This window comes from Dyadobacter koreensis, from assembly GCF_900108855.1.
Taxonomy (GTDB): Bacteria; Bacteroidota; Bacteroidia; order Cytophagales; family Spirosomataceae; genus Dyadobacter; species Dyadobacter koreensis.
The window spans coordinates 62661-85657 of sequence record NZ_FNXY01000012.1 but is presented as its reverse complement, the minus strand read 5'-3'; the positions used below and the strand labels follow the sequence as shown (position 1 = coordinate 85657).

The window sequence follows — 22997 nt, the reverse complement described above, 5'->3', positions numbered from 1 at the left end:
AAAAGAGTTTGTAAAAATACTTTCAGCGTAATCGATCTAAATGATTTTGTTTAACGTATGTACAGAAAACTTAAACAAACTAAATCGTACTATGAAAACGCTTAAAATCAAATTTACAGGATTACTTGCATTTGCTTTACTGACTACGTTCGGCGCTTTTGCTCAAAAAGAAAAGACAGTAATGGTGGGTGGCGCAGAAATGTATCCTTCGAAAAACATTATTGAAAACGCAGTAAATTCGAAAGATCACACAACCCTTGTTGCCGCTGTAAAGGCAGCAGGATTAGTCGAAACTTTATCAGGTACAGGTCCTTTTACTGTTTTCGCCCCGGTTAATTCTGCTTTTTCAGCTTTGCCAGCAGGGACTGTTGACAATTTGCTAAAGCCGGAAAATAAGGATATGTTAACTTCTATCCTTACTTATCACGTAATTCCTGGTAAAGTGGATTCGAAATCAGTGATGATGATGATCAAAGACGGTGGTGGAAAAGCAATGGCGAAAACGGTTCAGGGTGAAGAACTTACTTTCTCAATGAAAGGTAAAAACGTGATCGTAACGGATTCGAAAGGAAACATGGCGAAAGTTACAACTGCTGATGTATTCCAATCAAATGGCGTCATTCACGTGATTGACAAAGTCTTAATGCCGTAGTATCAGTGTTTAGTTGAAAAAAGTAGTTCGTGTTGATTTCAGCCCCTTTTGCCGACCGGAATATCCGGTTTGCGAAAGGGGCTGATTTCATTTCTTAGGTTTGGCAAATCAAAATCATCAGACTAGAAAATGTAACTCATAATATACAATTAGGGAATTGCGTTTTCAAAAGCGGCGGAAGTTGACAGATTCGGCCAAAAAAATCACTTTTCTGACTTTTAAATATATCAAAGCAGGCTAGTACAGGATAGTGTGGTCAATAATTTTAGGAATTTTTGGATATTAATTTCTTCTTTTTAAAGAGTATTATCGTTAAAATACGTCTTGTAAGATTGGAAGCATAAGGGTATTTGTTCATTCAGAAGTCTAAAAACGTATAAAATGTTGTCGAAAATGAGTTCCAAATTAAATATCGCTGCTGCCGCGATTCTAGTAATTACCCTGCTTTCAGTCCAGAATTCATGCCTTGCTCAAAAGAAGGAAAAAGGATTTGTGCAGATTTTTGATGGCAAATCTTTAAAAGGCTGGGAAGGTGATACGAAATACTGGCGCGTCGAAAATGGAAATCTGGTTGGGGAAATAACTCCGGAAACGCTATTAAAAACGAACTCATTTATTATTTGGAAAGGAGGCGAACCAGGTGATTTTGAATTAAAAGGTTCATTTAAAATAACTGAAAAAGGTAATTCGGGGATCAACTACCGCAGCGATCAGCTGACCGATGTTCCTAATGCTTTAAAAGGCTATCAGGCTGATATCGACGGATCAAACCGATATACAGGCCAAAATTATGAAGAAAGAAAAAGAACTACGTTGGCTTACCGTGGTGAAATTGTTACTGTGAACGAACCGACAGATAAATCTCCGGAAGCTTTTAAGGCAAATCTAAAAAATAACGCCTGGCTTGGCAGAACAGTAACAGGATCTCTTGGAACTTCCGACGAATTAAAAACAAAGATAAAGGGCGGAGAATGGAATGAATTTCACCTGGTCGTGAAAGGAAATCGTTTGCAGCATTATATCAACGGTGTTTTAATGAGCGACGTTACAGATAAGGATACTGTAAATGGGAAATCGAAAGGGCTTTTGGGCGTGCAGGTTCACGTTGGCCCTCCGATGAAAGTTGAATATAAAGACATTCGCATCAAACAATAATTGTTTGATCTTAAACGACTGGCGTTCATTTTCGCTCGTCGCTAATTGCCAATAGCTAAAATCATGAACAAAATAGGATTTAATGTGCTTGCCTGGACGGCGGCTGTGTCGGACGATTTATTTCCAGTAATTGACAGATTAAAGAAGATCGGTTATGATGGAGTTGAGTTTTATCTTGGAGCTCCTGATGCTGCCGCATACAAAAGGATGGGCGACTACACCCGCGATCTTGGTCTGGAAACGACAACGGTGATGACCATGGGTAAGGATGATAATCCAATAAGTGAGTCGGTCACTGTTCGCGAGAAAGCATTGGATAAAATCAAATGGGGCGTCGATCGTGCGCATGACTTGAATGCTAAAATTATTTGCGGCCCCTTTCATTCTGCGCATACAGTTTTTGTAAATCGCCCGGCTGTTGATCAGGAATATGCGTTGGCAGGCGAGGTGCTGAATGCCGCTGCAGCATATGCCGCTCAGGCCAATATCGTTTTTGCATTAGAAGCTCTCAACCGGTTTGAGTGTTACTTGTGTAACACCATGGAGCAGTTGTTGAAGTTGGTCAAAGCAGCGGACCATCCAAATGTCCGGGCGATGTTTGATACCCATCATTCTAATATCGAAGAGAAAAGTTACGCGTCGGCGCTGGACACAATTGGTCCTGTTTTAGCCCATGTCCATATAAGTGAAAATGATCGCGGAACGCCAGGTGAAGGACAGGTTTTATGGGATAATGCGTTTTCTTCTCTGGCGAAAATCAATTACCAGGGCTGGCTTACAATCGAAGCTTTTTCAAGAAATGATCCCGATTTTGCAAATGCGATAGGAGTGTGGAGAGAATTTTCAGATCCATGGGATATTGCAGAAAAAGGCTACAAATTCATCAGAGAAATGAGCCAAAAACACAACCTGTAATCCAAATTCTCAGTCCAGAGGACTTATCATCTTAACCCGGGGCATCGCCCTGGGATGCTGGTGTGCCGGGGTTCATGAGTACGTTAGTCAATCATCAAAAAATAAAATAATGTCACAAATACTCCCATTCCGTTTCGGCTCAGAAGTGTATACCTGGTTTATGAGTAATAATGGGCAAACCCATCAGGGACGTCTTGGGCACATGATTGAGGTTATTTCCAAAGCGGGCTTCACAGGAATTCAACCGATTTTTACCTGGATGGGCGAGCTGATCGATCCAAGTCTTCTTGAAGCAAAGTTAAACGAGCAGAAAATTGAACTTGCAGCTCTCGCTTTGGCACTGGACTGGAACGAAGCAGAAGAAACAGAACGGGAGAGAGAAGTGGCGGATCATGCGATAAGTGTGTTGCAGAAATTTCCGGGAGCCGTTTTGAATACGGTTCAGATACCAACAGGAAGACATAATCTGGCGGAACGTCAGCAAAATTTAATTAAAATCGTAAACCGGGTTTCGGCCAGGGCAGCAGAAAAAGGAGTGCCATGCAGCTATCATCCGAATTCTCCGCATACTTCCATTATTCGCACAGCAGAAGATTATAAAATTGTGCTGGAATCATTGGATTCTTCTGTAACGGGATGGACGCCGGATGTTGGGCATATCATAAACGGCGGTATGGACCCGTTGGAAAAAATGAAAGAATATCAGTCACTTATTAATCACGTCCACTTTAAAGACTGGGACGGAAGCCCTGAATTTGCCTTGATGGGAAAAGGGAAAGTAGACCTTTTGGGTGTAACGCAATGGTTAAAGGATATCAATTACAGCGGTTGGGTAATTTGTGAAGACGAAGGATCAGAAGCGCTGGAGGATCCTGATTTTGTAACATTACACGACGGAAAGTGGATTCAGGAAGAGTTGATACCAGGGCTTCGGTAGGGAGAGTTAGCTGTTAGGGATTAGCTTTTAAACTTTCTCTAACTGATCTCTTCATAGGACAAAAGTTGATATTCCTATTCGAGCTTATAAGCTTCAATTTTATGTCATTAACAAGTAACCGCTAAAAGCCGACAGCTAAAAAATGCCAACAGTAAAAACCAATGGAATTCATTTGCATTATGAAGAGCGCGGATCGGGAGCTTCTCCTGATGACGTGCCTTTGTTGTTAATAATGGGAATAACCGCTCCCGGGTCTGTATGGAATGTACACTTGGCTGACTGGCAATATCATTTCCGATGTATTATTGGCGATAATCGAGGTGTAGGCTTATCTGATAAACCTGCCGGACCTTATTCATCGGAACAAATGGCAGATGATTATGCCGGATTATTAGATGCAATTCAGGTCGAAAAAGTAAGAGTTGTAGGTTGTTCAATGGGAAGTACCATTGCGCAGCAACTAGCTATCCGCCATCCCGATAAGGTGCACTCGCTCGTGCTGATGTGTCCCTGGGCTAGATGTGATAATTATGCAAAATCGCTTTTTCAGCATATCATGAATTGCAAAGCACGATTCCGGCCGGAAGAATTCAGCTTATATATCCAGCTGCTTATTTTTTCCAAACCAACATGGGACAATACCGAAAAACATGAAGAACTTGGAATAGGAAGAAAGCAAGATAGCGTCAATCCGTTTCCGCAACCACTCCATGGGCTGGAAGGGCAGGCGGCGGCTTGCATAACGCATAATGCTTTGGACAATCTTCATAAAATTGACAAACCGACCCTGGTCATCGGCGGAAGACAGGATATTTTTACGCCTGTCTGGATGGCGGAGGAGGTTGCCAACGGAATTCCTGAATCAGAACTTTTTCTGTATGACAACCTTGGACATGCATTTCATTTTGAGAATACAGCCGACTTTAATCCGAGAGTAAGAAATTGGCTGTTAGAAAATTAAGTCATTTTACATACAAAAAAAGATTAAATAAGACATTTTACTGCCTTTTTTGATTAGGATAATATTTTTAATTAATAAAAAGAAATGAAGGATTCCGTTGAAATAAACCAGAATTGGAAAGATAAGATATCTAATCATATACAATTAGGTGGAATTGAAACTTCTGTGCTCGATAACGGTGCCGGACGAGGTACGCGGATTGCGTGGATTAATACCGGAACAGGCCTTCGTTTCAAAGTCGTTATTGACCGTGCGATGGACATTGCAGATGCATTTTTTAATCAACATAGCCTTGCATGGATCAGCCACGGTGGAATAACCTATCCGCAGCCCTTTTCAGACAAAGGGATTGATTGGTTAAGAACTTTTGGGGGCGGCCTGGTCACGACTTGTGGTTTAACGCATGTGGGCGGACCGGAATCTGATGAATTTGGCGACAGGGGTTTACACGGTCAGATCAGTAATTTGCCAGCCGAAATTGTGTCAATTATACAACCCGACCCAGGACGAGGGAATTTGGGAATGAGTATTACCGGCATAATCCGTGAAACGAAACCATTTGGCCCACGTCTGGAATTAAGACGAACCATATCGGCGACGCTTGGACAGGCGACCATACGCATTCATGATGAGGTAGTTAACAGAGGGAATACGCCATCTCCGCATTTGCTGTTATATCATTTCAATTTTGGCTGGCCGCTCGCGGATGAAGGAGCAGATATTCTGTGGAAAGGTAGCTGGTCTCCGAGAAACGGCGAAGAAAATGCAAAGATATTTAAAGAAGGTAATGATTTTAAGAAATGCCAGGCACCGCTGGATGATCATTCAGGCGGAGGAGAAGAGGTTGTGTTGGTCGATATAGAAGCGGACATTTTTGGACAAAGTGTTTGTGGAATATCAAATCCAAAGATTGGTCTGGCAGTTGCGTTGAAGTTTAAAAAGGACCAATTGCCCTGGTTTGCCAACTGGCAGCATTGGGGCAAAGGCGAATATGTTACAGGTTTGGAACCCAGCACGCACCCTTTGACCGGACAGGCAAAAGCACGGGAAGACGGATCGCTCATTTTTATTGAACCGGGCGAAAGCAGGGTTTATGAGCTTGAACTGGACGTATTGCATGATGAAGAAACAATCAAGGAGTTTTTAATAGATTATAACTAAACCAATTTTTCAATATCAAACAATGGGACTTTCAAGTATAGCAGAAAAGGCATTAGAACAGGGAAAAGGAATATTGCGTTTGGCTCCGACATGGGTGCCTAGATCATTTTGTGTGCCTGGTCGCAGAATAAAATTACATCCTGATGATTATTACGTTTTGGGAGGCGAAAGAGGCGGTATTGACGAACGCTGGCTTTCTTCAACTACTCCGGCAGAGAACGGTCCGCTTACCGGCGAAAATGAGGGTTTGAGTCAGATTGTTTTTCAGGATGAGTCAGGTGTTCAAAAAGTCACACTAAGGGATGCGGTGAATGAACTGAAAGGGGAAATTATTGGTGAAAGACTCTGGGATAAATATAAAAGCTGGCCAATGTATTCTAAGTTTTTCGATAATATGGGTCCATTGCCTCATCATATTCACCACAGAGATGAGCACGCTGCTATGGTTGGTCAGAACGGAAAGCCAGAAGCATATTATTTTCCTCCACAACTAAATAACCACGGCGGTGATTTTCCATACACATTTATCGGTATAGCTCCCGGCACCTCCAAAGAACAGATTAAGGAGTGCCTGATGAACTTTACCAAGGGTGATAATAAGATTACTAACTACTCGCAGGCGTTTCGTCTCGAACCGGGAACAGGTTGGGATGTTCCCCCTGGTATGTTGCATGCTCCTGGCAGTTTGTGTACCTATGAACCTCAAAAAGCATCTGATATATTTGCCATGTATCAATCACTTGTCAATGAAGCGGTTATTCCTGAGGAATTGCTTTGGAAGGGAACTCCGAAAGACAGAATCGGAGACTATGATTTGTTAATGGAAGTGATTGACTGGGATTTGAATGTGAACCCTAATTTGATGGAAAAGCATTTCATGCGGCCTAAACCAGTTAAAGACGTTGAAGAGATGGCGGCGGCAGGATATAGCGAAAACTGGATCTGCTACAAAAACGAGGCTTACAGTGCCAAGGAGCTCACCGTTTTTCCAGGACAGACCGTGACCATCAAAGATGCAGCGGCGTATGGACTTATCGTGATGCAGGGGCATGGCAAATTAGGTGAGTGGGAAATTGAAACACCCGCTTTGATCCGTTATGGTCAACTGACAAATGATGAGTTTTTTGTCAGCGAGAAGGCTGCTGTTGCGGGTGTTGTGATCAGTAACCCATCTACAACAGATCCAATTGTAATGCTGAAACATTTCGGGCCGCTGAACCCTGATCTAGTATTATAAGCAATAGGCTGTCGGCTATTACCTTTTTACGATTGCCAACGGCCGATAGCCAATCTTTAACATATAATTCTTAAACCATGCCAGAAAATAATTTCCCAAAGCTCCACAATGCCACATGGCCTGGTATTGTAGGAAAAGGTTCTGATTCAGAACCAGTTATTTCTTTTGATACGATGCTTGAAAAAACCGCCGCTGCTGAGGTGAACGGTGTAAAATTTGATGGTGTTGACATCGGCCTTTTTGATCCGCATATCGACTTGGATATGAGCGACGATGGTGTTAAAAAGCTGGTTGATAAAATCGGCGGGCTAAATCTGGAAATCGGGAGTCTGGTTGCTCCTATCTGGAGCGGATCTGCTATGGGCACCAAAGAAGCGCGTGATGAATTTGTCAATCAGGTGAAAAAAGCTTCGATTTTTGGCCAAAAACTAAGAAAGCTGGGAATCCGTCCGAATGGAATTGTTCGTATCGATTCGTCGAGTAAGCCGGAAGATTGGGCTTTGGATCCTGTGAATAATACGAAATTAATCGCCGAGACTTTCAGAAGAGCCTGCGATGTAGCGGCGGAATATGATGAAAAACTTGCCGCCGAAGGGGAAATTTGCTGGGGAGGTATGCATAGCTGGAAAACAATGATTGATACACTGGAAGCAGTGGATCGTCCGAATATTGGTTTTCAGGCAGATATGTCGCATACGTTTCTTTATCTCTTAGGTTATAACCGTCCGGAAGACCGCGTTCTGCCGGTAGATTTTGAATGGAGCGACCGCGCTGCGTTGGAAGAAGGTTTGAAAAAAATGACGAGTGCCCTGCGCCCATGGACAATTGATTTTCATGTTGCCCAAAATGATGGAACCGTTCACGGAACTGGTTCGCATGATAAAACAGGACGTCACTGTCTGGCGACTGACCCAAACGGGAAACTGGATATTACGCATGATGCGGGCTATTGGCTTCGTCATGAAAATGGCGAGCTGACTAAAGCTTTTCGTCATATTTGTTGGGACGGTTGTATGTTCCCTAACTCGGTAATGACGGATCAGCAAACGTGGAACGATATCCTGGCGGCAATGATCCGTGTTCGTCAGGCACATGGCTGGTATGAGGCCTGAGGAATAAAAAGTCAAATTGAATCAAAAAGCATTTCCACATTATGTCAAAGAAAAAAGAACTTAGAATTGGATTGATCGGGACCGGTTTGATGGGCCGTACGCATTCCAATGGATATAACAGAATTGATAATTTCTTTCCTGAACTGGAATATACCCCGGTTCTAAAAGCGGTTTGTTCAAGAAATGCGCAAAAAGTGCAGGAATTTGCAGACCAATGGGGCTATGAATCTATTGAAACAGATTGGAAAGTTTTGGTTGCAAGAGACGATATCGATGCAGTTGATATCTGTACACCAAACGACACCCATGCAGAAATCGCGATCGCCGCTGCGGCAGCGGGAAAGATGATTTTGTGTGAAAAACCTTTGGCAAGAACTTTGGCTGAGGCGCAAACTATGGTCGACGCGATCGAAAAAGCGGGGGTAAAGAATACGGTTTGGTATAATTACCGTCGTGTACCTGCCGTGACTTTGGCGAAACAAATTGTCGATTCTGGCAAGCTTGGGCGCATTTTCCATTACCGCGCCAATTTCCTTCAGGACTGGACAATAAACCCTGATGTTCCGCAAGGTGGTGCTGCCACCTGGCGTCTTGACGCTGAGGCTGCCGGTTCGGGTGTTACAGGCGATTTGCTGGCACATTGTATTGATACTGCTATGTGGATTAACGGTGGAATTAAGGATGTTTCGGCTGTTACTGAGACTTTTATCAAGGAACGTGTACATCAGGATAGTGGTCAGGTACAGAAAGTTGGTATTGATGATGCTTGTATTTTTCATTGTCATTTTGATAATGGATCTTTAGGTCTTTTTGAGTCAACACGTTATGCACGTGGACATAAAGCGCTTTACACTTTTGAGATAAACGGTGAACACGCTTCTATCCGCTGGGATTTGCATGATCTTAACCGATTGGAATATTTTGATCACTCTGACGATTCGATCGTGCGTGGATGGAGATCAATTCTGGTTACGGATGGCGATCAGCCTTATATGAAAAGATGGTGGATCCCGGGAACAAGTATTGGTTATGAGCATTCTTTTATCCATCAGGTAGCTGATTTCTTTGAAAGTCTAGAGACAGGAAAGGATTGCAGTCCAACGTTTAAAGACGCGCTGGAAACTCAGAAGGTTTGCGAGGCTGTGCTTGATTCGGCTAGTTCAAAGAGCTGGAAGGATACAGGTGTTGCATGGGAGGGATCTTGATGATATGTTGATCGGCGTAATGCGCGCCGTGCATTGAAAACATAGGGCGGTGCCCTATGCTAAAATAATAACCCTTTCAGGGTGGTGTTCGCGCAACGCCCTGAAAGGGCATAATATCTTAGGATGGGGCAACGCCCTATTGCTTTGGGGCATTGGCAAAACATATCCAACCAATTCCGCAGTCATTACACACATTATAAGCCTCCGGGCAATCATAAAAATGCCGCAATCATTATCGAAAATCTGTACACACATCGTGTTCAGCACCAAATATCGTCAGCCGTTAATTGACGATAAAATCGAGGCTGAACTTCATCGTTACTTAGGAGGCATTTGTAAAAAGTTCGATTGCCTTCCAATAAAAGTTGGCGGTTATGTGGATCACATTCATATTCTTTGTGTTTTATCCCGAAAAATTGCTGTGATGAAACTTCTTGAAGAAGTAAAGAAATCTTCTTCGAAATGGGTCAAGACACAAGGTTCTGACTATGCCAATTTTTACTGGCAGGATGGATATGGAATCTTTTCAGTTAATCCATATGAACTGGACGTGGTTGTTCAATATATTGAAAATCAGAAGATGCACCATGAGAATAAATCTTTCCAAACGGAGTATCGCGGATTTTTGAAAAAATATAACGTCGAATATGATGAGCGCTATGTCTGGGAATGATTTTCAAGTCAGTAGGGCGATGCCCCACGCTAAAATATAGCGCCCTTTCAGGGCTTTTCTGTTTTGCTATGCATGATGATATTCTCCATATAAGTAATCTCTCAAAGTCCTATTCAGGTATTAAAGCGCTGGATAATGTTCAGCTTTCTGTTAAAAGGGGCGAGGTTCATGCCTTGATGGGAGAAAATGGAGCGGGAAAATCCACTCTCATGAAAATTCTTGCTGGGCTGATTACTCCTGATTCAGGAAAAATTGTTCTGGATGGCGAAGTTTTAAAAAATACCAGTGTTACAGACATTATCAAAAAAGGGATTTCTATGATCCATCAGGAACTCCTGATTGTTCCGGAATTAACCGTTGCACAAAACATATTTCTAGGCCGCGAAAAGAGTGTAACCGGAACTAAGGTTGGATGGATTCAGGAGAAAATTCTGACATCCAAAGCCACTGAGCTTTTAGGTGAAATCGATGTTTCCATTGATGCGGATATCAAAATGAAATATCTGAGCGTCGCGCAAATGCAGATGGTAGAAATTGCGAAAGCCATTTCCAATGATGCTAAAGTGATTATAATGGACGAGCCCACATCGGCAATTTCCAATAAAGAGGTTGACACCCTTTTCCGGATTATCAGGGAATTGAAAAGTAATGGCGTTGCAATTATTTACATTTCCCATAAAATGGACGAAATATTTGAAATTGCTGATACGATTACGGTATTGCGGGATGGGAAATATATTGAGACCCAAAATGCTTCCGAGCTTACTAATGACAAATTGATTTCCTTAATGGTGGGGCGGGAATTAAACAGCATGTTTCCCGAGCCGGCCGTCTCAACAATGAATAGGATATTCGAGGTGAGAAACCTGAGCCGAAATGGTAAGTTTTCAAACATCAATTTTACCGTTCATGCAGGAGAAATATTTGGTATAGCTGGATTGATGGGCGCAGGAAGAACGGAAATAGCCAGAGCTATCTACGGACTGGATACACTGGATAGCGGAAAAATTTTGATCGACGGAAATCTGGTAACTATAAAATCTCCCCATGATGCCGTCGAATGCGGTATCGGGTTTGTAAGCGAAGACCGGAAAGGACTAGGTTTTATTCCTGAATTATCTGTTAAGCATAATGTTACACTTGCAAGTTTGCCAGAACATCTTCGTGGAATTTTACTCAGTAATAAAAGTGAAAATCATGCAGCGGACAAGATGATTTCCGAGCTTAAAATAAAATCGTTTGACAGAGATCAAAAAGTGGCTAATCTAAGCGGAGGAAACCAGCAAAAAGTCGTCCTGGGAAAAGTATTGCTGTCGTCACCGAAAGTGATAATTCTGGATGAACCTACGCGTGGTGTCGATGTCGGGGCCAAATTTGAAATATATAAACTGATCCGTAATCTGGCAGCCCAAGGTATCGCGATCATCATGATTTCGTCGGAATTGCCGGAAATTTTAGGATTGAGCGACCGGATCATGATTCTCTCAAAAGGTATTCAGAAAATAATTTTATCACGCGAAGAAGCGACACAGGAACTGATTATGAAGTATGCTGTGCATTGATTTATAGCCTTCATTTTTTTAAATAATTTAAAAATAGACTTTTAAACACGATCGGGTGGAAAACAGGTTTACTTCAAAGCTCCGGGATTTTGGACAGTATGGCATCTTCCTTGCCTTTGTGATTATTTGTCTCGTGTTGGCATTCAGCACTCCAAAATTTTTCACCCTATCCAATTTAATGAATATCGGAACCCAGGTTTCCATCAATGCATTGCTGGCTTTCGGAGTTACTTTTGTTATTATAACAGGTGGAATTGATCTGTCTCTGGGATCTATGGTCGCGGTGACGGGTGTGGTTGCTGCAACTTTTGCACATCCAGATACGTACCCGGTTATTATTCCTGTTTTTATTGGATTAGCCGCTGGCGTCGCGTTTGGTGCTTTTAATGGCCTTGTGATTACAAAAAGCAAAGTTCCACCCTTTATAGTAACCTTGGGGACAATGACAATCGGGCGGGGAATAGCGCTGATCCTAAGCAAAGGCAGACCCGTTTCAAATTTGTCGGACACTTTCAATTTTATTGGCGGAGGAAATGTTTTAGGAATTCCCTTTCCAATTATTATTCTCATCATTTCCTTTTTATTCTGTTCATTGTTGTTAAAAAAGACAATTCTGGGCAGATTTATGTACGCGGTTGGTGGAAACGAACAGGCTGCTCGCGCTTCCGGAATCAGAGTAAATCGCGTTAAGATGTGGGTTTATACGATCTGCGGATTACTTTCTGCCATGGGAGGAATTTTATTGACTTCCAGAATTACAACCGGTCAGCCAAATGCCGGAGCAGGATTTGAGCTTGATGCGATTGCAGCGGCCATAATTGGCGGCACCAGTACATCAGGCGGTACAGGCACCATGACAGGAACTTTGATTGGTGCCTTGCTGATTGGCGTTATCAGCAATAGCCTCGACCTGTTAAATGTGACTTCTTATTATCAGCAGGTTGTTATGGGAGCAATCATTATAGGCGCAGTCGTTTTGGACAGTATGGGAAAAGGCAAGAATTAATCCCTAATTCTTGAAAACAATTTACCAATTGCAATTTTTGGAATCAATCAACTATGAAACTAAAATCATTTTTATCGGCATCACTTTTTGCTGCAGTTTTGATTAGCTGTAATCAATCCAAAACGAACGAATCCGGGAAAGACGGTTCCGGCAAAAGAATTGTCATTGGCAGTACCATGTTGAGTATGCAAAATGAATTCGTTGTCAATGTGAGCGACGAGATGGAAGCAAAAGCGAAGGAACTTGGCGTGGAATTAATCACTGTCGATGCAGAGCGTTCCGCTTTGAAGCAAGTGGAACAGGTTGAAAGTTTTATTGCGCAGGGAGTTGATGCAATTGTGATGAATCCGTGCGAGGTAGAAGCCAGTTCTCCTTCGGTAAAACTTGCCATCAATGCAAAAATTCCTATCATTAATGTTAATTCCGAAACGAGTACAATACCAACCGCTTTCGTCGGTTCGGATGATACGGAATCTGCACGTATTGCCATGAATTATATTGTCAAAAAACTGAATGGAAAAGGAAATGTAATTATGATGCATGGATATATGGGCCAGGCGGCACAGATTAAAAGAGATAAAGGAGCAAAAGAAATCATAAAAGCAAATCCTGATTTGAAACTTCTGGCAGAACAATCGGGCGAGTGGGACAGGGCCAAAGCGATGTCTTTAACCGAAAACTGGATTCAATCTTATGGGACACAGATCAATGCAATTTTCGCTCAGAATGATGAAATGGGAATGGGCGTTGTAAAGGCTCTCGAAGCGGCCGGACTAAAAAGCAAAATTATTGTTGTAAGCATCGACGCAATTCCGGATGCTTTGCAAGCTGTAAAGAAAGGAACATTAGACGCTACAGTTTATCAAAACGCGAAAGAGCAAGGTGGGAAAGCTATTGAAACTGCGGTGAAAGCAGCAAAGGGTGAAAATTTTGAAAAGGAAGTATTGATTCCGTTTCAGTTGGTTACGAAGGAAAATTTGGGGGAGTTTTTGAAATGAAAGTGTTAATTACTCTCACTCATAACAATTTAGGCAAATTCAATTTTGATTTTTGATTTGCAAATCCCAAATCGAAAATCTGGTTTTACAACAAAATGGTATGACGATTGAAAACTTACTAATGAATTAAGTGTTCCCGATAATCTGGTTTATTGAAACGTTTCCAAGCGTACAAAACACTTTTCTGAGTTTTAGAAACGTTATCACAAATGAAATTTTTAGCACAATATATTAATTGCATGCATTTTTTAGTTTAATAGATATCTGAACGCAGGAATTAAACCTTTCCTCTGAAATGTTGTCAGATAAGTCGTAAACTAAAAATTTATCAACTGTATGAAAAGGATAGTGAAAGTGACGAAATCCATCGCAATGATGGTTGTGGCGGGGGCGTTAATGCTGGCATGTAGTCAGGCACTTCAAACGAGTTATGATTATGACTCATCCGTAAATCTTAAACAATTCAAAACTTTTAACGTAGAACCTGAAAGCAAAAACGAACAGGATCCATTGTTGGGAAGTGAGCTAAATAAAAGAAGATTGAAAGATGCTGTGGTTGAAGTTATGCAGGCAAAAGGGTATAAACTGGATAACAATCCTGAGATAATGGTTCGTTTTATGACGGACGTAAAAGAACGCCAGCAGGTTCGCTCAAACAATATGTATTCGCCTTACATGTGGTGGTATGGTGGTGGAAATAATATTTCTACGTACAATTATCAGGAAAGCAGATTTATCCTGAACATTTACCAAAAAAACAGCGACAGAATGATCTGGCAGGGATGGGCGTCTGGAAAAGTAAAAGCGCCGACTAAAAAAGATGATCGTGAAACGATGGTAAAAAACACAATGGCGGATATTCTTAGGACTTTTCCGGAAGCAACCTTGGATACGTACAGCAGAAAGTAATAGCTGGTCACATAAAATAAAAAAGGAGTTATAGCAATTGCTGTAACTCCTTTTTTATGAATGCAGGGCTAATTAAAATGCTTGGAAAACGGGTTCTGAAATATAATGTCAAAACATGCATAAGAAACCGGATCCATATGACCACCAGCTTTAAACTGTTCCATAATTCCCAAATCCACGATCATGTCCGCTTTCTGGAAAACGTGACGGAAATAGGCAGTAAACCGGTCTTCTGTAAAATGATAGTTTGACCAGGTATGATGATGGTCTGCAGGTATCGTTGATTGATATTCGTCAACTGCGGTTAGAAATTCATTTCCTCCGATCAGAAAATCAGTTTTATTTTGGTTTAAAGGAATACTGGCCGAAGCTTTTAAACGAATACGAAGTTCAAACGGATGGGAAGATGTATTCCAGTCAGACGAATAAAAAGTTCTTGCCTCCGGACGAAACGCGTAGTTCAAAGAAACTTTGTCAAATTGCTGACGGTAATAAAGCCGTCCATAATATCTTAATTCATAGCGATAAGATGGGTCTTCTGCTTCATATGGAGATTCTTCCGAATACAGGTTTTGCACGCGGAAACTGTTCGCTACGGAAGCCTGCCATTTGTTGCTGAACTTATAAAGTAATTCATGGTTGTAAACTGCTATCCCTTGTTTATGTGCCAAAGACCAGTTGTCCGGATCACTCATTCGCGCCGCTCCTCCATAAACAGTCAGGTTGAATTTTTTGCTTAACGCCTGGCTAAAACCAACAACTCCCCAGCCCACAGCTTTTGTGCCGTCGAGTCCCGGAGGAGAAACCTGAGCAAAAACAGACGAGTTGTAAAGTATTAAAAATAGTGCTGAAAAGTACTTTATGAATTTCATGATTCTCGATCGTAAGGTGTCAGAATGGTAAAGAATATTTACATTAATACATTTTATGTAAAACTATATTTCAATTCCGGAAACATCCGGGAATGAAAACATTCTGCAAAACAAATTTTAAAATTTGTTTTGCAGAATGTTTTCATATCTAGACCAGGAAATCAGAATGGACCTTCGAGGTTCAGTCCGTTACTTACCTATTGCCTTCATAATATCTTTTTCCAAAGTCTTGTTATTCGGGAATTCCTGAGGAATCCAGCGATCAACAATTTTTCCAGAACCATCCAGAACGACAAAGGGATAACGGATATCGACAGCATAATTTTGCTTTAATAATTCGGCGCTGTCTTCCGATGCCCATAAATGTTTCACCCCGTTTCGAGCCTGAGTATATGGTTTCCAGCTTCCAAACGGCATTCCTGAAATCATTGTGATATAAGCAAAGTTTACCTTGTCTGCATATTTTGTTTCCAGAGTTTTCATCGTCGGTTCGTGTGCCCCGATATTAAAAGCAAAAACCATAACTGTTGGTTTTCCTGCCAATTGTTTCAAAGAAACAGCAGCACTATCGCGATCAAGTAAAGTGAAATCAGGCGCCACTGAACCTGCTGTCAATTTTGATTTTGTCGTAAGAAGTTTTGTAAAATAGTCGGTATATTCTGACTTTGGATATTGGGTTTTATAATCAGCTAATAAAGTCTGACTTGTTTCCATCGTGGGGATAGCTGTCGCCGCGTAATTAAGCCAGTAAGTCAATAAATATTCCTGTTGTTTAGGATTGTTTTGGAGTTTCTCTTTGCTGAAATTATAAACATCCGTAATAGCCTGCGGACTTAATTCATAACGTGTTGCCGAATCCAAAGGGAATTTTCTTGTTGTTGGGATCAAAGCCCAGTTACGAAGTTCATCACGGTAAGACTGGCTCAATAACGCTTCGTCTGGTAAGATTTTGAAATTACTTAGAGTAAGATCTTCAAGTTCTTTTTGTTGTGCAGGTTCCAGTTTTTTAGCCCTGTTTCTGCGCATAATTTTTTCCTGTAATAACCTGTGAATAACGAAAGGCTCCGTGGTCGTAGTTGCGTTTATGTATGCATCAAAAGCAGGTACAGGAGCGTTTGCTGTCTTAAAAGCGGCATAAGCATTCTGGCGAATTCTCTGCAGACTATCGCTTTGCTGCGCCACACTTTTATTGTCAATTTGAGACGGTTTATAGCCAAATACAGGCAGGTACTGATATTGATTTTCCAGAAAATAAGTTTTGAGGAAATCCTGATAATTGGCATTTTTTCCTGAGAATGTTACATTAGCACCTCCCGAAAAAGTCGCCGTCAGATCATCACCAGGCTGGATGAACAACATCCAGGTTTTGTTTACTCCGCCACCGCTATATTGAAGACGCATTATTTTAGGTTCACTCATAGCGGCATTTACGCGTTCCGATGTTTTTTCCTGAAAATTAATCATCGCCAAAGGTTCAAGCCGGGTGTCTGCAAGTCCGATGCCCAGGTTGGGGTGAAAGTGGACATCCTCTAAAACAAGTGAAACGATCGCTTGTTCAGGTTTGGCAGTTGTGAGTGTAATCGTTGAAGTCTTCTGCGCAAAAGATAACAGACTGGAAAGGAGAAAAATAAGTGTGGTAATTTTTTTCATAGTAAGCTGGGATGGTTTGTTAGTCGTTCGACGAATAATGGATTAATATTCAAAGGATTATAGCTTAGATTTTCAGAGCTGATAATTAAATAACTATGCCAATATCGGATTTCTTTTCGTGAATATGTTTGATCTGGGTTTCACCGTTCCGTTTTTCATGTCGTAAGGTTATCTTTGAGCGGAAAACAAGTTTCCTGAACGATAAGAAAATACTTGCTTCTGCAAGTGCCGTATAATGATGAACCGCCTTGCCTTACTGGATTTTAATTCCCTCAAAAACGGATTTGAAGGAGAACTATATTACGACGATTCCACTGTCCATACTGCTCAGAGACATATTTATGCAACCGATGCTTCTGTTTATCAGGAAATGCCGGTTGCAGTTGCTTTGCCGCGAACGGTGGAGGATATCCGGACGCTCATCAGGTTTGCAAATGAAAAAAAACTAACATTGATTCCAAGAGCGGCCGGTACTTCGCTCGCAGGACAAGTTGTTGGAAAAGGGATCGTGGTTGATATCTCCAAACATTTCGGCGCAATTTTGGAAGTGAATATCGGGGAGAAATGGGTGAGGGTTCAGCCGGGCGTAATCCGTGACGATCTGAATAAACATCTGGCACCTTATGGCTTACTTTTCGGTCCGGAAACTTCAACAGCCAATCGTGCTATGATAGGCGGAATGATTGGCAACAACTCGTGTGGTCTGCATTCGATTACCTGGGGCGCCACGCGTGATCATTTATTGGAAGTCAAAGCTTTGTTATCGGATGGAACAGAAACTGTTTTCAATAATTCTTCGACCGCAGACTATGTCAGGAAAGTAGCAGGATCCGGCGGTGGCAAGCGTGAGCAGGCGATTTACGCTGGTATGTGGGGAATACTTTCAAATCCGGTTGATCAGGATTTGATTAAAAAACAATTTGCTAAACCGACCGTCACGCGCCGGAATTCCGGGTATGCGCTGGATGCGCTTGTCAGTAATTTTGAACAAGATCAGGTCAACTTATGTAATCTCATCGCTGGTTCGGAAGGGACATTATGCTTTGTTACTGAAGCAAAAATTGCTTTGGTTGATATGCCGCCGGCCGCCGTTGGCGTTGTTTGTGTTCATGCCAACTCCCTTGCTGAGTCTTTGCACGCAAACCGGGTGGCGATGAAACATAATCCTAAGGCCTCTGAACTGGTAGATCGCTACATAATGGATTTTACCAAAGGCCATCATATTTATTCTAAAAACCGGTTTTTTCTCGAAGGCGATCCGGCAGCTTTGCTGATGGTTGAGTTTTGGGGGGATACGGAAGAAGAAGTAAAAGTGCAGGCAGATGCGCTTATTGCAGATCTGCGGGATGAACAATTGGGATACGCCTATCCCTTGCTATTTGGCGACGATGCAAATAAGGCATGGGAAATCAGAAAAGCGGGTTTAGGATTGATCCGAAATTTGCCGGGGGACACCCAGCCCGTTAACCTGATCGAAGACTGTGCCGTGGCGGTAGAAGATCTGCCGGCTTATATCGATGATCTTGAAAAACTGATTGAAAGTCATGGTTTGCATGCTTCGTACTACGCGCACGCTGGTGCTGGCGAGCTGCATGTGGAGCCAATGATCAATCTGAAAACTTCCGAGGGAAAACAGAAATTCAGGCAGGTGCTTGCGGATACTGCAGTGCTTGTTAAAAAATATAAAGGTGCTCTTTCCGGAGAACATGGCGATGGCCGTCTACGTGGAGAATTTATTCCCTTTATGATGGGAGAAGAAGTATATGAGATTTTCCGGCAGGTTAAAAGAATCTGGGATCCGAATGGTATTTTTAATGCTAATAAAATCGTTGATACACCTCCCATGAATGAATTCCTGCGGTTTGAGCAGGATAAGGAAAAACCGGTTATCCCGACAACTTTTGATTTTTCAAAAGATGAAAGTATGCTCCGTCTGGCTGAAAAATGCAGTGGCTCAGGCGATTGCCGGAAAACGGAATTGACTGGCGGAACCATGTGTCCCAGTTATATGGCAACACGCCGCGAACGTGATACTACACGGGCAAGGGCAAATATTCTACGTCAATATCTGACGCCAGGAGCTGCGCAGGTTGAAAGCGCGACAACTCCGGAAATGGTTAAGGAAGTCCTGGATCTTTGTCTTTCCTGTAAAGGCTGTAAATCCGAATGTCCGTCGAGTGTGGATGTTGGAAAGATGAAAGCAGAATTTACGCAACAATATTACGAAACGCATGCTATTCCGCTGAGGACAAATCTGATTGCAAATTTTGGCAAGCAGATGAAACTGGCTTCTATTGCCCCCTGGGCATTCAATGCGGTTTTTGGGAATGACACGTTGAGAAAAGTGGCTAATAAAATCGTTGGCTTCCATCCGGACAGATCCATGCCATTACTGCATACTACCACGCTAAAAAATTGGTGGGTAAAGCACAACAAGAAGAATACAAATAATAATACAGATTTAAAAGTGTACTTGTTCTGTGACGAGTTTACAAATTATAATGATGTTGAAATAGGAAAGAAAGCAGTCATGCTTCTTGAAAAGCTTGGATATCAGGTGATCATTCCCAAGCATGAAGAATCGGGGCGCTCTTATCTATCGAAAGGTTTGGTAAAAGACGCACAAAAGCTCGCGGTCCGGAATATTGAATTACTGAAAGATATAATTTCTCAAAAAACACCATTGATCGGAATAGAACCTTCAGCAATTCTTTCTTTCCGTGATGAGTATATCGACCTTGTCCCTGAGAATTTGAAAATTGACGCGCAGAATATCGCTGCCCATGCTTTGTTGTTTGAAGAATTTATTTCCAGGGAAATTGATGCAAAAAGGATAACAAAAACCACTTTCAGTCGTGAACAACGCTTAATCAAACTCCATGGGCACTGTCATCAGAAAGCTTTGTCATCTTTGTCAACCTCTAAAAAAGCGCTGTCGGTTCCTGAAAATTATAAGGTACAATTGATACCATCGGGCTGCTGTGGAATGGCTGGTTCCTTTGGCTATGAGGAAGAGCATTACGAAGTCTCTATGCAGATAGGAGAGTTAGTGCTTTTCCCGTCGGTGCGTCAACAACCGGAAGATGTAATTATTGCCGCACCTGGTACTAGCTGCCGTCATCAGATTAAAGATGGTACCGGCCGTAGGGCAAAGCACCCAATCGAGATATTATGGGAGGCACTGAACTAATTACTTAGTGCCTCTAACACTTTTCATGATTGTATCCGGGTGAACTTCCATGGATGTATCAGACGCTACAGTGTCTGAATTCATGGTTGCATTTTCAGAAGGAGTGTCTGCTTCACTGAAGTGTTCGTCATGATTGAAAAATCCTCCCCAAAAAGCAATTAACATTAAAACAATTCCAACACCCAAGATCCATTTCCAAACGTTCTTGGTATTTTTAGTAGCTTTCGCTTCCTTATCTGTTTCTCTTCTGTCCATGATAGTAGTGATTTGGTTTGTTTGTCACAATACCAATTTTGTACCAAATCAAAATGTTACCATTTAATAAGGTTTAGGTTAAATTGTGTTGAAAAAATTACCCTAAAACGCGTTAAATCGAACGAATAGTATACTAAAATGCGTTGGTTCAATGTTTAGCAACATAGTATCATCACTAACTTATGATTATAAGTTTTTTTATAAAATTCACTCCCCTATGATAAAGTTCAGTTTTTGCTTTTCAACGCTGATAATGATTTTTTTAACGACTAAATCCGAGGATGTTAGCGCACAGGATACGAAGAATTTCTTTTCGGTCACTGGTGGATATAGTTTACCGGTGGGAGAGCTGGCCACGGAAAAGTTGAATGATCCCCTTGCCGGGCTGGCTGGTTCCGGATATTTCGGACAAGTAAATTATGATCACAGAATTACCCGCTGGTTTGGAGTAAAATTGTCAGGTAGTTTTAATCAGAATACTACTAATTCTGACCCGATTATCGATAAGGCAAATTCTTATGTCACAGCCATAGACAGGACATATGCGTGGGACAGCAATGTTTCGAAATGGAAGTTAGGGGCGGCACTAATCGGGCCGGCACTATATCTTAATTTCAACCGGGTGCAATTTGAGGCGCACGTTCAGGCAGGAATTGTGAAAGCGACAACGCCTTCTGTATTGCTGATAGGAAAACAAACTAACTCGAGTGGTCAAATTATTGAGGGAGCCGAGGAAATACAGGTAAGCCTTAACAGAAAAATTGTAAATCCAGTAGGTTTTGGAGCAGGTGCGAGTTTACGTCTGCCGATATCCGGAGCATTATTTTTTCATCTTAGCGGTGATGTCATTGGGGCAAAAGCGGAGGTGAAAGATTTGGCTATAAGGGCTCAGGTTGCTGGTTTTGAACATAATGACAGAATCAATGAAAGTCGTTTCATTGGCGTGGTAAATATCGGAGCTGGTTTTGGCATTGCATTTTAAGAGGTCGAATAAATTCTGTCGTATAAAAAAGAGGATACCAGCATCAGCCGGTATCCTCTTTGTCATTTTAGGAGCAATGATCAGATGCTCATTTTATTTTGCAAACCATAATTTCAGTTTCATATCGTTCTTTCCACCTTGTTTTTTAAGGGCTGCGTCGTAGTTAGCAAAGTTTAGCGACTCTTCTGAACCAGGATATGGAAGACGTGTTGGAAGAACGTTTTGATTTGTGTTGTTTGTTGGAGTTACCAAAGCGGGAATGCCTGTGCGACGATATTCTGTCCACGCTTCCAGACCTTGACCATACAACGCGATCCATTTTTGTTCCATGATCTGGGTGAACCCGTCCGCTCCGCTTTTCAATGCATTTGCCGCAAGGTATGCAGTCGGTGCCGGAAGCTTGTATTGTGCAAACGACGCCGTAATTCCAGCCGCGTAATTTGTGGCTGCATCACCTGCCGATGTTACGCCCTTGTACGCAAATTCAGCTTTAAGGAATAATAATTCTGCGTAAGTCATAATCACACCAGGAGCTGTTGCTGCCGTAAAATAGTTTCCAACTTTTGAAGTTTTAGTTAAACCTAATGCGTTGGCATCAGACGATGCCAAACCGTTTGGAACACCTTTGTAAGTACCTCCATCTGCTGGTAAGTTTGCATAAATTGCAAGTCTGTCATCGTTCATTGCAGCCAGTTTGTTAACTAAAGTCGCACTTACACGGTGATCATCACGCGTTCTGCGGTTTACAAAAACAGGGTTTTGGTTGTTCGTAGCGTCCAGATAATTAAGCTGAATGTTTTCAGAAACTGACGTTATAACGGGGTATTTTGCAGGATCACCAAGGATTCTGGCGATCTCAGTTTTTACGTTAATTGGTGCATCGGCTTTGTCAATCATTCTGCTCAAAAGACGAAGGCTTAGGGTATTAGCAAATTTTTTCCATTTGGCCATATCACCGTTGAAAAGAATATCGCCTCCGATTGGCATCGATGTGTTTGCAGTGTTTATCGATTCGCCTGCTGTTTTCAATTCGGCAACTAATCCTGCGTAAACATCTTTCTGAGAATCATAAGTTGGAAGCAAAGTTCCTTCCAATCCCTGAATTGCCGTTTTGTAAGGAATATCTCCGTAAACATCTGCAAGCAGAGAAAAAACCCAGGAGCGAAGAATTACCGCAGCAGCCTGATAGTTGGTATTACCTGTTTCCTCGCCCAATTTGTAGATACGGTTATAATCAGCAAGCGCTTCGATATAAAGTCCCTGCCATCCGGCATTGTAAACGTCAGCGGAAACGGTATATTGATCAATATCCGTATATTGGATACGAGCCCAGTGCTGAGAAAATCCTTCGCCGATGTCCATACCAAGTGAACCGCCCGACTGAATATCTACGGCACTCTGAATTCCGTGCGGCATAAACAGATCAGCCGTTCCGGAAGATGCACTGTTTGGGTTTGTATTAAGTTTGTCAAAATCTCCGGTACAAGCCGTGGCACACAGGAAAGTGGCTGCTAATAATAGTTTGGAGCGGAATGAATATTTTAAACTTTTCATATAAAATCAAT

At 42.0% G+C, this 22997-nt stretch carries 20 protein-coding genes; 16 read left to right on the top strand and 4 right to left on the bottom strand.

The genetic code is table 11. The features are described 5' to 3' along the window. The first annotated feature begins 91 nt into the window (after positions 1-91). From BMY70_RS30105 to BMY70_RS30040, 14 genes are all read left to right on the top strand, one after another. On the top strand, positions 92-652 hold the full coding sequence (locus tag BMY70_RS30105) for a fasciclin domain-containing protein (protein WP_090342245.1): 561 nt from the start codon (positions 92-94) through the stop codon (positions 650-652). A gap of 393 nt (positions 653-1045) precedes the next feature. Continuing rightward, positions 1046-1807, top strand: a complete 762-nt coding sequence (locus BMY70_RS30100) for a 3-keto-disaccharide hydrolase (RefSeq protein WP_229209830.1) — start codon at positions 1046-1048, stop codon at positions 1805-1807. Between the two features lie 63 nt (positions 1808-1870). Further along, positions 1871-2722, top strand: a complete 852-nt coding sequence (locus BMY70_RS30095; RefSeq protein ID WP_090342238.1) for a sugar phosphate isomerase/epimerase family protein — start codon at positions 1871-1873, stop codon at positions 2720-2722. A gap of 109 nt (positions 2723-2831) precedes the next feature. Then, on the top strand, positions 2832-3659 hold the full coding sequence (locus tag BMY70_RS30090; protein ID WP_090342234.1) for a sugar phosphate isomerase/epimerase family protein: 828 nt from the start codon (positions 2832-2834) through the stop codon (positions 3657-3659). Between the two features lie 142 nt (positions 3660-3801). Beyond that, positions 3802-4620: an alpha/beta fold hydrolase gene (locus tag BMY70_RS30085; protein ID WP_090342230.1), complete on the top strand. Its 819-nt coding sequence runs from the start codon at positions 3802-3804 to the stop codon at positions 4618-4620. Between the two features lie 84 nt (positions 4621-4704). After that, the gene (locus BMY70_RS30080; RefSeq protein ID WP_090342228.1) at positions 4705-5781 is read left to right on the top strand and encodes an aldose 1-epimerase family protein; all 1077 of its coding nucleotides are present in this window, start codon (positions 4705-4707) and stop codon (positions 5779-5781) included. Positions 5782-5803: 22 nt separating this feature from the next. After that, positions 5804-7018, top strand: a complete 1215-nt coding sequence (locus BMY70_RS30075) for a class I mannose-6-phosphate isomerase (protein ID WP_090342224.1) — start codon at positions 5804-5806, stop codon at positions 7016-7018. Positions 7019-7095: 77 nt separating this feature from the next. Next, the gene (locus tag BMY70_RS30070; protein WP_090342221.1) at positions 7096-8130 is read left to right on the top strand and encodes a sugar phosphate isomerase/epimerase family protein; all 1035 of its coding nucleotides are present in this window, start codon (positions 7096-7098) and stop codon (positions 8128-8130) included. Between the two features lie 41 nt (positions 8131-8171). After that, positions 8172-9335 (top strand): Gfo/Idh/MocA family protein, encoded by a 1164-nt coding sequence (locus BMY70_RS30065; protein ID WP_090342218.1) that lies wholly within the window; start codon positions 8172-8174, stop codon positions 9333-9335. 220 nt (positions 9336-9555) lie between these two features. Then, on the top strand, positions 9556-10008 hold the full coding sequence (gene tnpA, locus BMY70_RS30060) for an IS200/IS605 family transposase (protein ID WP_090342349.1): 453 nt from the start codon (positions 9556-9558) through the stop codon (positions 10006-10008). 68 nt (positions 10009-10076) lie between these two features. Next, positions 10077-11570, top strand: a complete 1494-nt coding sequence (locus BMY70_RS30055; RefSeq protein WP_090342215.1) for a sugar ABC transporter ATP-binding protein — start codon at positions 10077-10079, stop codon at positions 11568-11570. 55 nt (positions 11571-11625) lie between these two features. Further along, complete coding sequence (locus BMY70_RS30050; protein WP_090342212.1) at positions 11626-12576, top strand: ABC transporter permease; 951 nt, start codon at positions 11626-11628, stop codon at positions 12574-12576. Positions 12577-12629: 53 nt separating this feature from the next. Continuing rightward, complete coding sequence (locus BMY70_RS30045; protein ID WP_090342209.1) at positions 12630-13574, top strand: sugar ABC transporter substrate-binding protein; 945 nt, start codon at positions 12630-12632, stop codon at positions 13572-13574. Positions 13575-13910: 336 nt separating this feature from the next. Then, positions 13911-14483: a DUF4136 domain-containing protein gene (locus tag BMY70_RS30040; protein ID WP_090342206.1), complete on the top strand. Its 573-nt coding sequence runs from the start codon at positions 13911-13913 to the stop codon at positions 14481-14483. 68 nt (positions 14484-14551) lie between these two features. Here BMY70_RS30040 and BMY70_RS30035 read toward each other — a convergent pair whose 3' ends face one another. Both BMY70_RS30035 and BMY70_RS30030 read right to left on the bottom strand, forming a co-directional pair. Next, positions 14552-15355, bottom strand: a complete 804-nt coding sequence (locus BMY70_RS30035) for a DUF2490 domain-containing protein (protein WP_090342202.1) — start codon at positions 15353-15355, stop codon at positions 14552-14554. A gap of 189 nt (positions 15356-15544) precedes the next feature. Continuing rightward, the gene (locus tag BMY70_RS30030) at positions 15545-17005 is read right to left on the bottom strand and encodes a TlpA family protein disulfide reductase (RefSeq protein ID WP_090342197.1); all 1461 of its coding nucleotides are present in this window, start codon (positions 17003-17005) and stop codon (positions 15545-15547) included. Positions 17006-17243: 238 nt separating this feature from the next. Here BMY70_RS30030 and BMY70_RS30025 point away from each other — a divergent pair, with 238 nt between their 5' ends. Next, a complete protein-coding gene (locus tag BMY70_RS30025) occupies positions 17244-20195 on the top strand; it encodes an FAD-binding and (Fe-S)-binding domain-containing protein (protein ID WP_090342195.1) in 2952 nt (983 codons plus the stop codon). Here the strand turns inward: BMY70_RS30025 and BMY70_RS30020 are convergent, their stop codons facing one another. Further along, positions 20196-20450, bottom strand: coding sequence for a hypothetical protein (locus BMY70_RS30020; protein ID WP_090342190.1), 255 nt, complete (start codon positions 20448-20450; stop codon positions 20196-20198). A 253-nt stretch (positions 20451-20703) separates the two neighbouring features. Between BMY70_RS30020 and BMY70_RS30015 the strand changes: the two genes are divergently transcribed. Next, entirely contained in the window at positions 20704-21432 is a 729-nt protein-coding gene (locus BMY70_RS30015) for a hypothetical protein (protein WP_143072182.1), read from the top strand. Positions 21433-21525: 93 nt separating this feature from the next. Here the strand turns inward: BMY70_RS30015 and BMY70_RS30010 are convergent, their stop codons facing one another. Next, complete coding sequence (locus BMY70_RS30010) at positions 21526-22986, bottom strand: SusD/RagB family nutrient-binding outer membrane lipoprotein (RefSeq protein WP_090342183.1); 1461 nt, start codon at positions 22984-22986, stop codon at positions 21526-21528. Between the last annotated feature and the right edge of the window lie 11 nt (positions 22987-22997).

What these genes read in the sequence shown, in the direction of transcription:
- BMY70_RS30105 (WP_090342245.1), top strand. Translation starts at nt 92, where the DNA reads ATGAAAACGCTTAAAATCAAATTTACAGGATTACTTGCATTTGCTTTA.
- BMY70_RS30100 (WP_229209830.1), top strand. Translation starts at nt 1,046, where the DNA reads ATGAGTTCCAAATTAAATATCGCTGCTGCCGCGATTCTAGTAATTACC.
- BMY70_RS30095 (WP_090342238.1), top strand. Translation starts at nt 1,871, where the DNA reads ATGAACAAAATAGGATTTAATGTGCTTGCCTGGACGGCGGCTGTGTCG.
- BMY70_RS30090 (WP_090342234.1), top strand. Translation starts at nt 2,832, where the DNA reads ATGTCACAAATACTCCCATTCCGTTTCGGCTCAGAAGTGTATACCTGG.
- BMY70_RS30085 (WP_090342230.1), top strand. Translation starts at nt 3,802, where the DNA reads ATGCCAACAGTAAAAACCAATGGAATTCATTTGCATTATGAAGAGCGC.
- BMY70_RS30080 (WP_090342228.1), top strand. Translation starts at nt 4,705, where the DNA reads ATGAAGGATTCCGTTGAAATAAACCAGAATTGGAAAGATAAGATATCT.
- BMY70_RS30075 (WP_090342224.1), top strand. Translation starts at nt 5,804, where the DNA reads ATGGGACTTTCAAGTATAGCAGAAAAGGCATTAGAACAGGGAAAAGGA.
- BMY70_RS30070 (WP_090342221.1), top strand. Translation starts at nt 7,096, where the DNA reads ATGCCAGAAAATAATTTCCCAAAGCTCCACAATGCCACATGGCCTGGT.
- BMY70_RS30065 (WP_090342218.1), top strand. Translation starts at nt 8,172, where the DNA reads ATGTCAAAGAAAAAAGAACTTAGAATTGGATTGATCGGGACCGGTTTG.
- tnpA (WP_090342349.1), top strand. Translation starts at nt 9,556, where the DNA reads ATGCCGCAATCATTATCGAAAATCTGTACACACATCGTGTTCAGCACC.
- BMY70_RS30055 (WP_090342215.1), top strand. Translation starts at nt 10,077, where the DNA reads ATGCATGATGATATTCTCCATATAAGTAATCTCTCAAAGTCCTATTCA.
- BMY70_RS30045 (WP_090342209.1), top strand. Translation starts at nt 12,630, where the DNA reads ATGAAACTAAAATCATTTTTATCGGCATCACTTTTTGCTGCAGTTTTG.
- BMY70_RS30040 (WP_090342206.1), top strand. Translation starts at nt 13,911, where the DNA reads ATGAAAAGGATAGTGAAAGTGACGAAATCCATCGCAATGATGGTTGTG.
- BMY70_RS30035 (WP_090342202.1), bottom strand. Translation starts at nt 15,355, where the DNA reads ATGAAATTCATAAAGTACTTTTCAGCACTATTTTTAATACTTTACAAC.
- BMY70_RS30030 (WP_090342197.1), bottom strand. Translation starts at nt 17,005, where the DNA reads ATGAAAAAAATTACCACACTTATTTTTCTCCTTTCCAGTCTGTTATCT.
- BMY70_RS30025 (WP_090342195.1), top strand. Translation starts at nt 17,244, where the DNA reads ATGAACCGCCTTGCCTTACTGGATTTTAATTCCCTCAAAAACGGATTT.
- BMY70_RS30020 (WP_090342190.1), bottom strand. Translation starts at nt 20,450, where the DNA reads ATGGACAGAAGAGAAACAGATAAGGAAGCGAAAGCTACTAAAAATACC.
- BMY70_RS30015 (WP_143072182.1), top strand. Translation starts at nt 20,704, where the DNA reads ATGATTTTTTTAACGACTAAATCCGAGGATGTTAGCGCACAGGATACG.
- BMY70_RS30010 (WP_090342183.1), bottom strand. Translation starts at nt 22,986, where the DNA reads ATGAAAAGTTTAAAATATTCATTCCGCTCCAAACTATTATTAGCAGCC.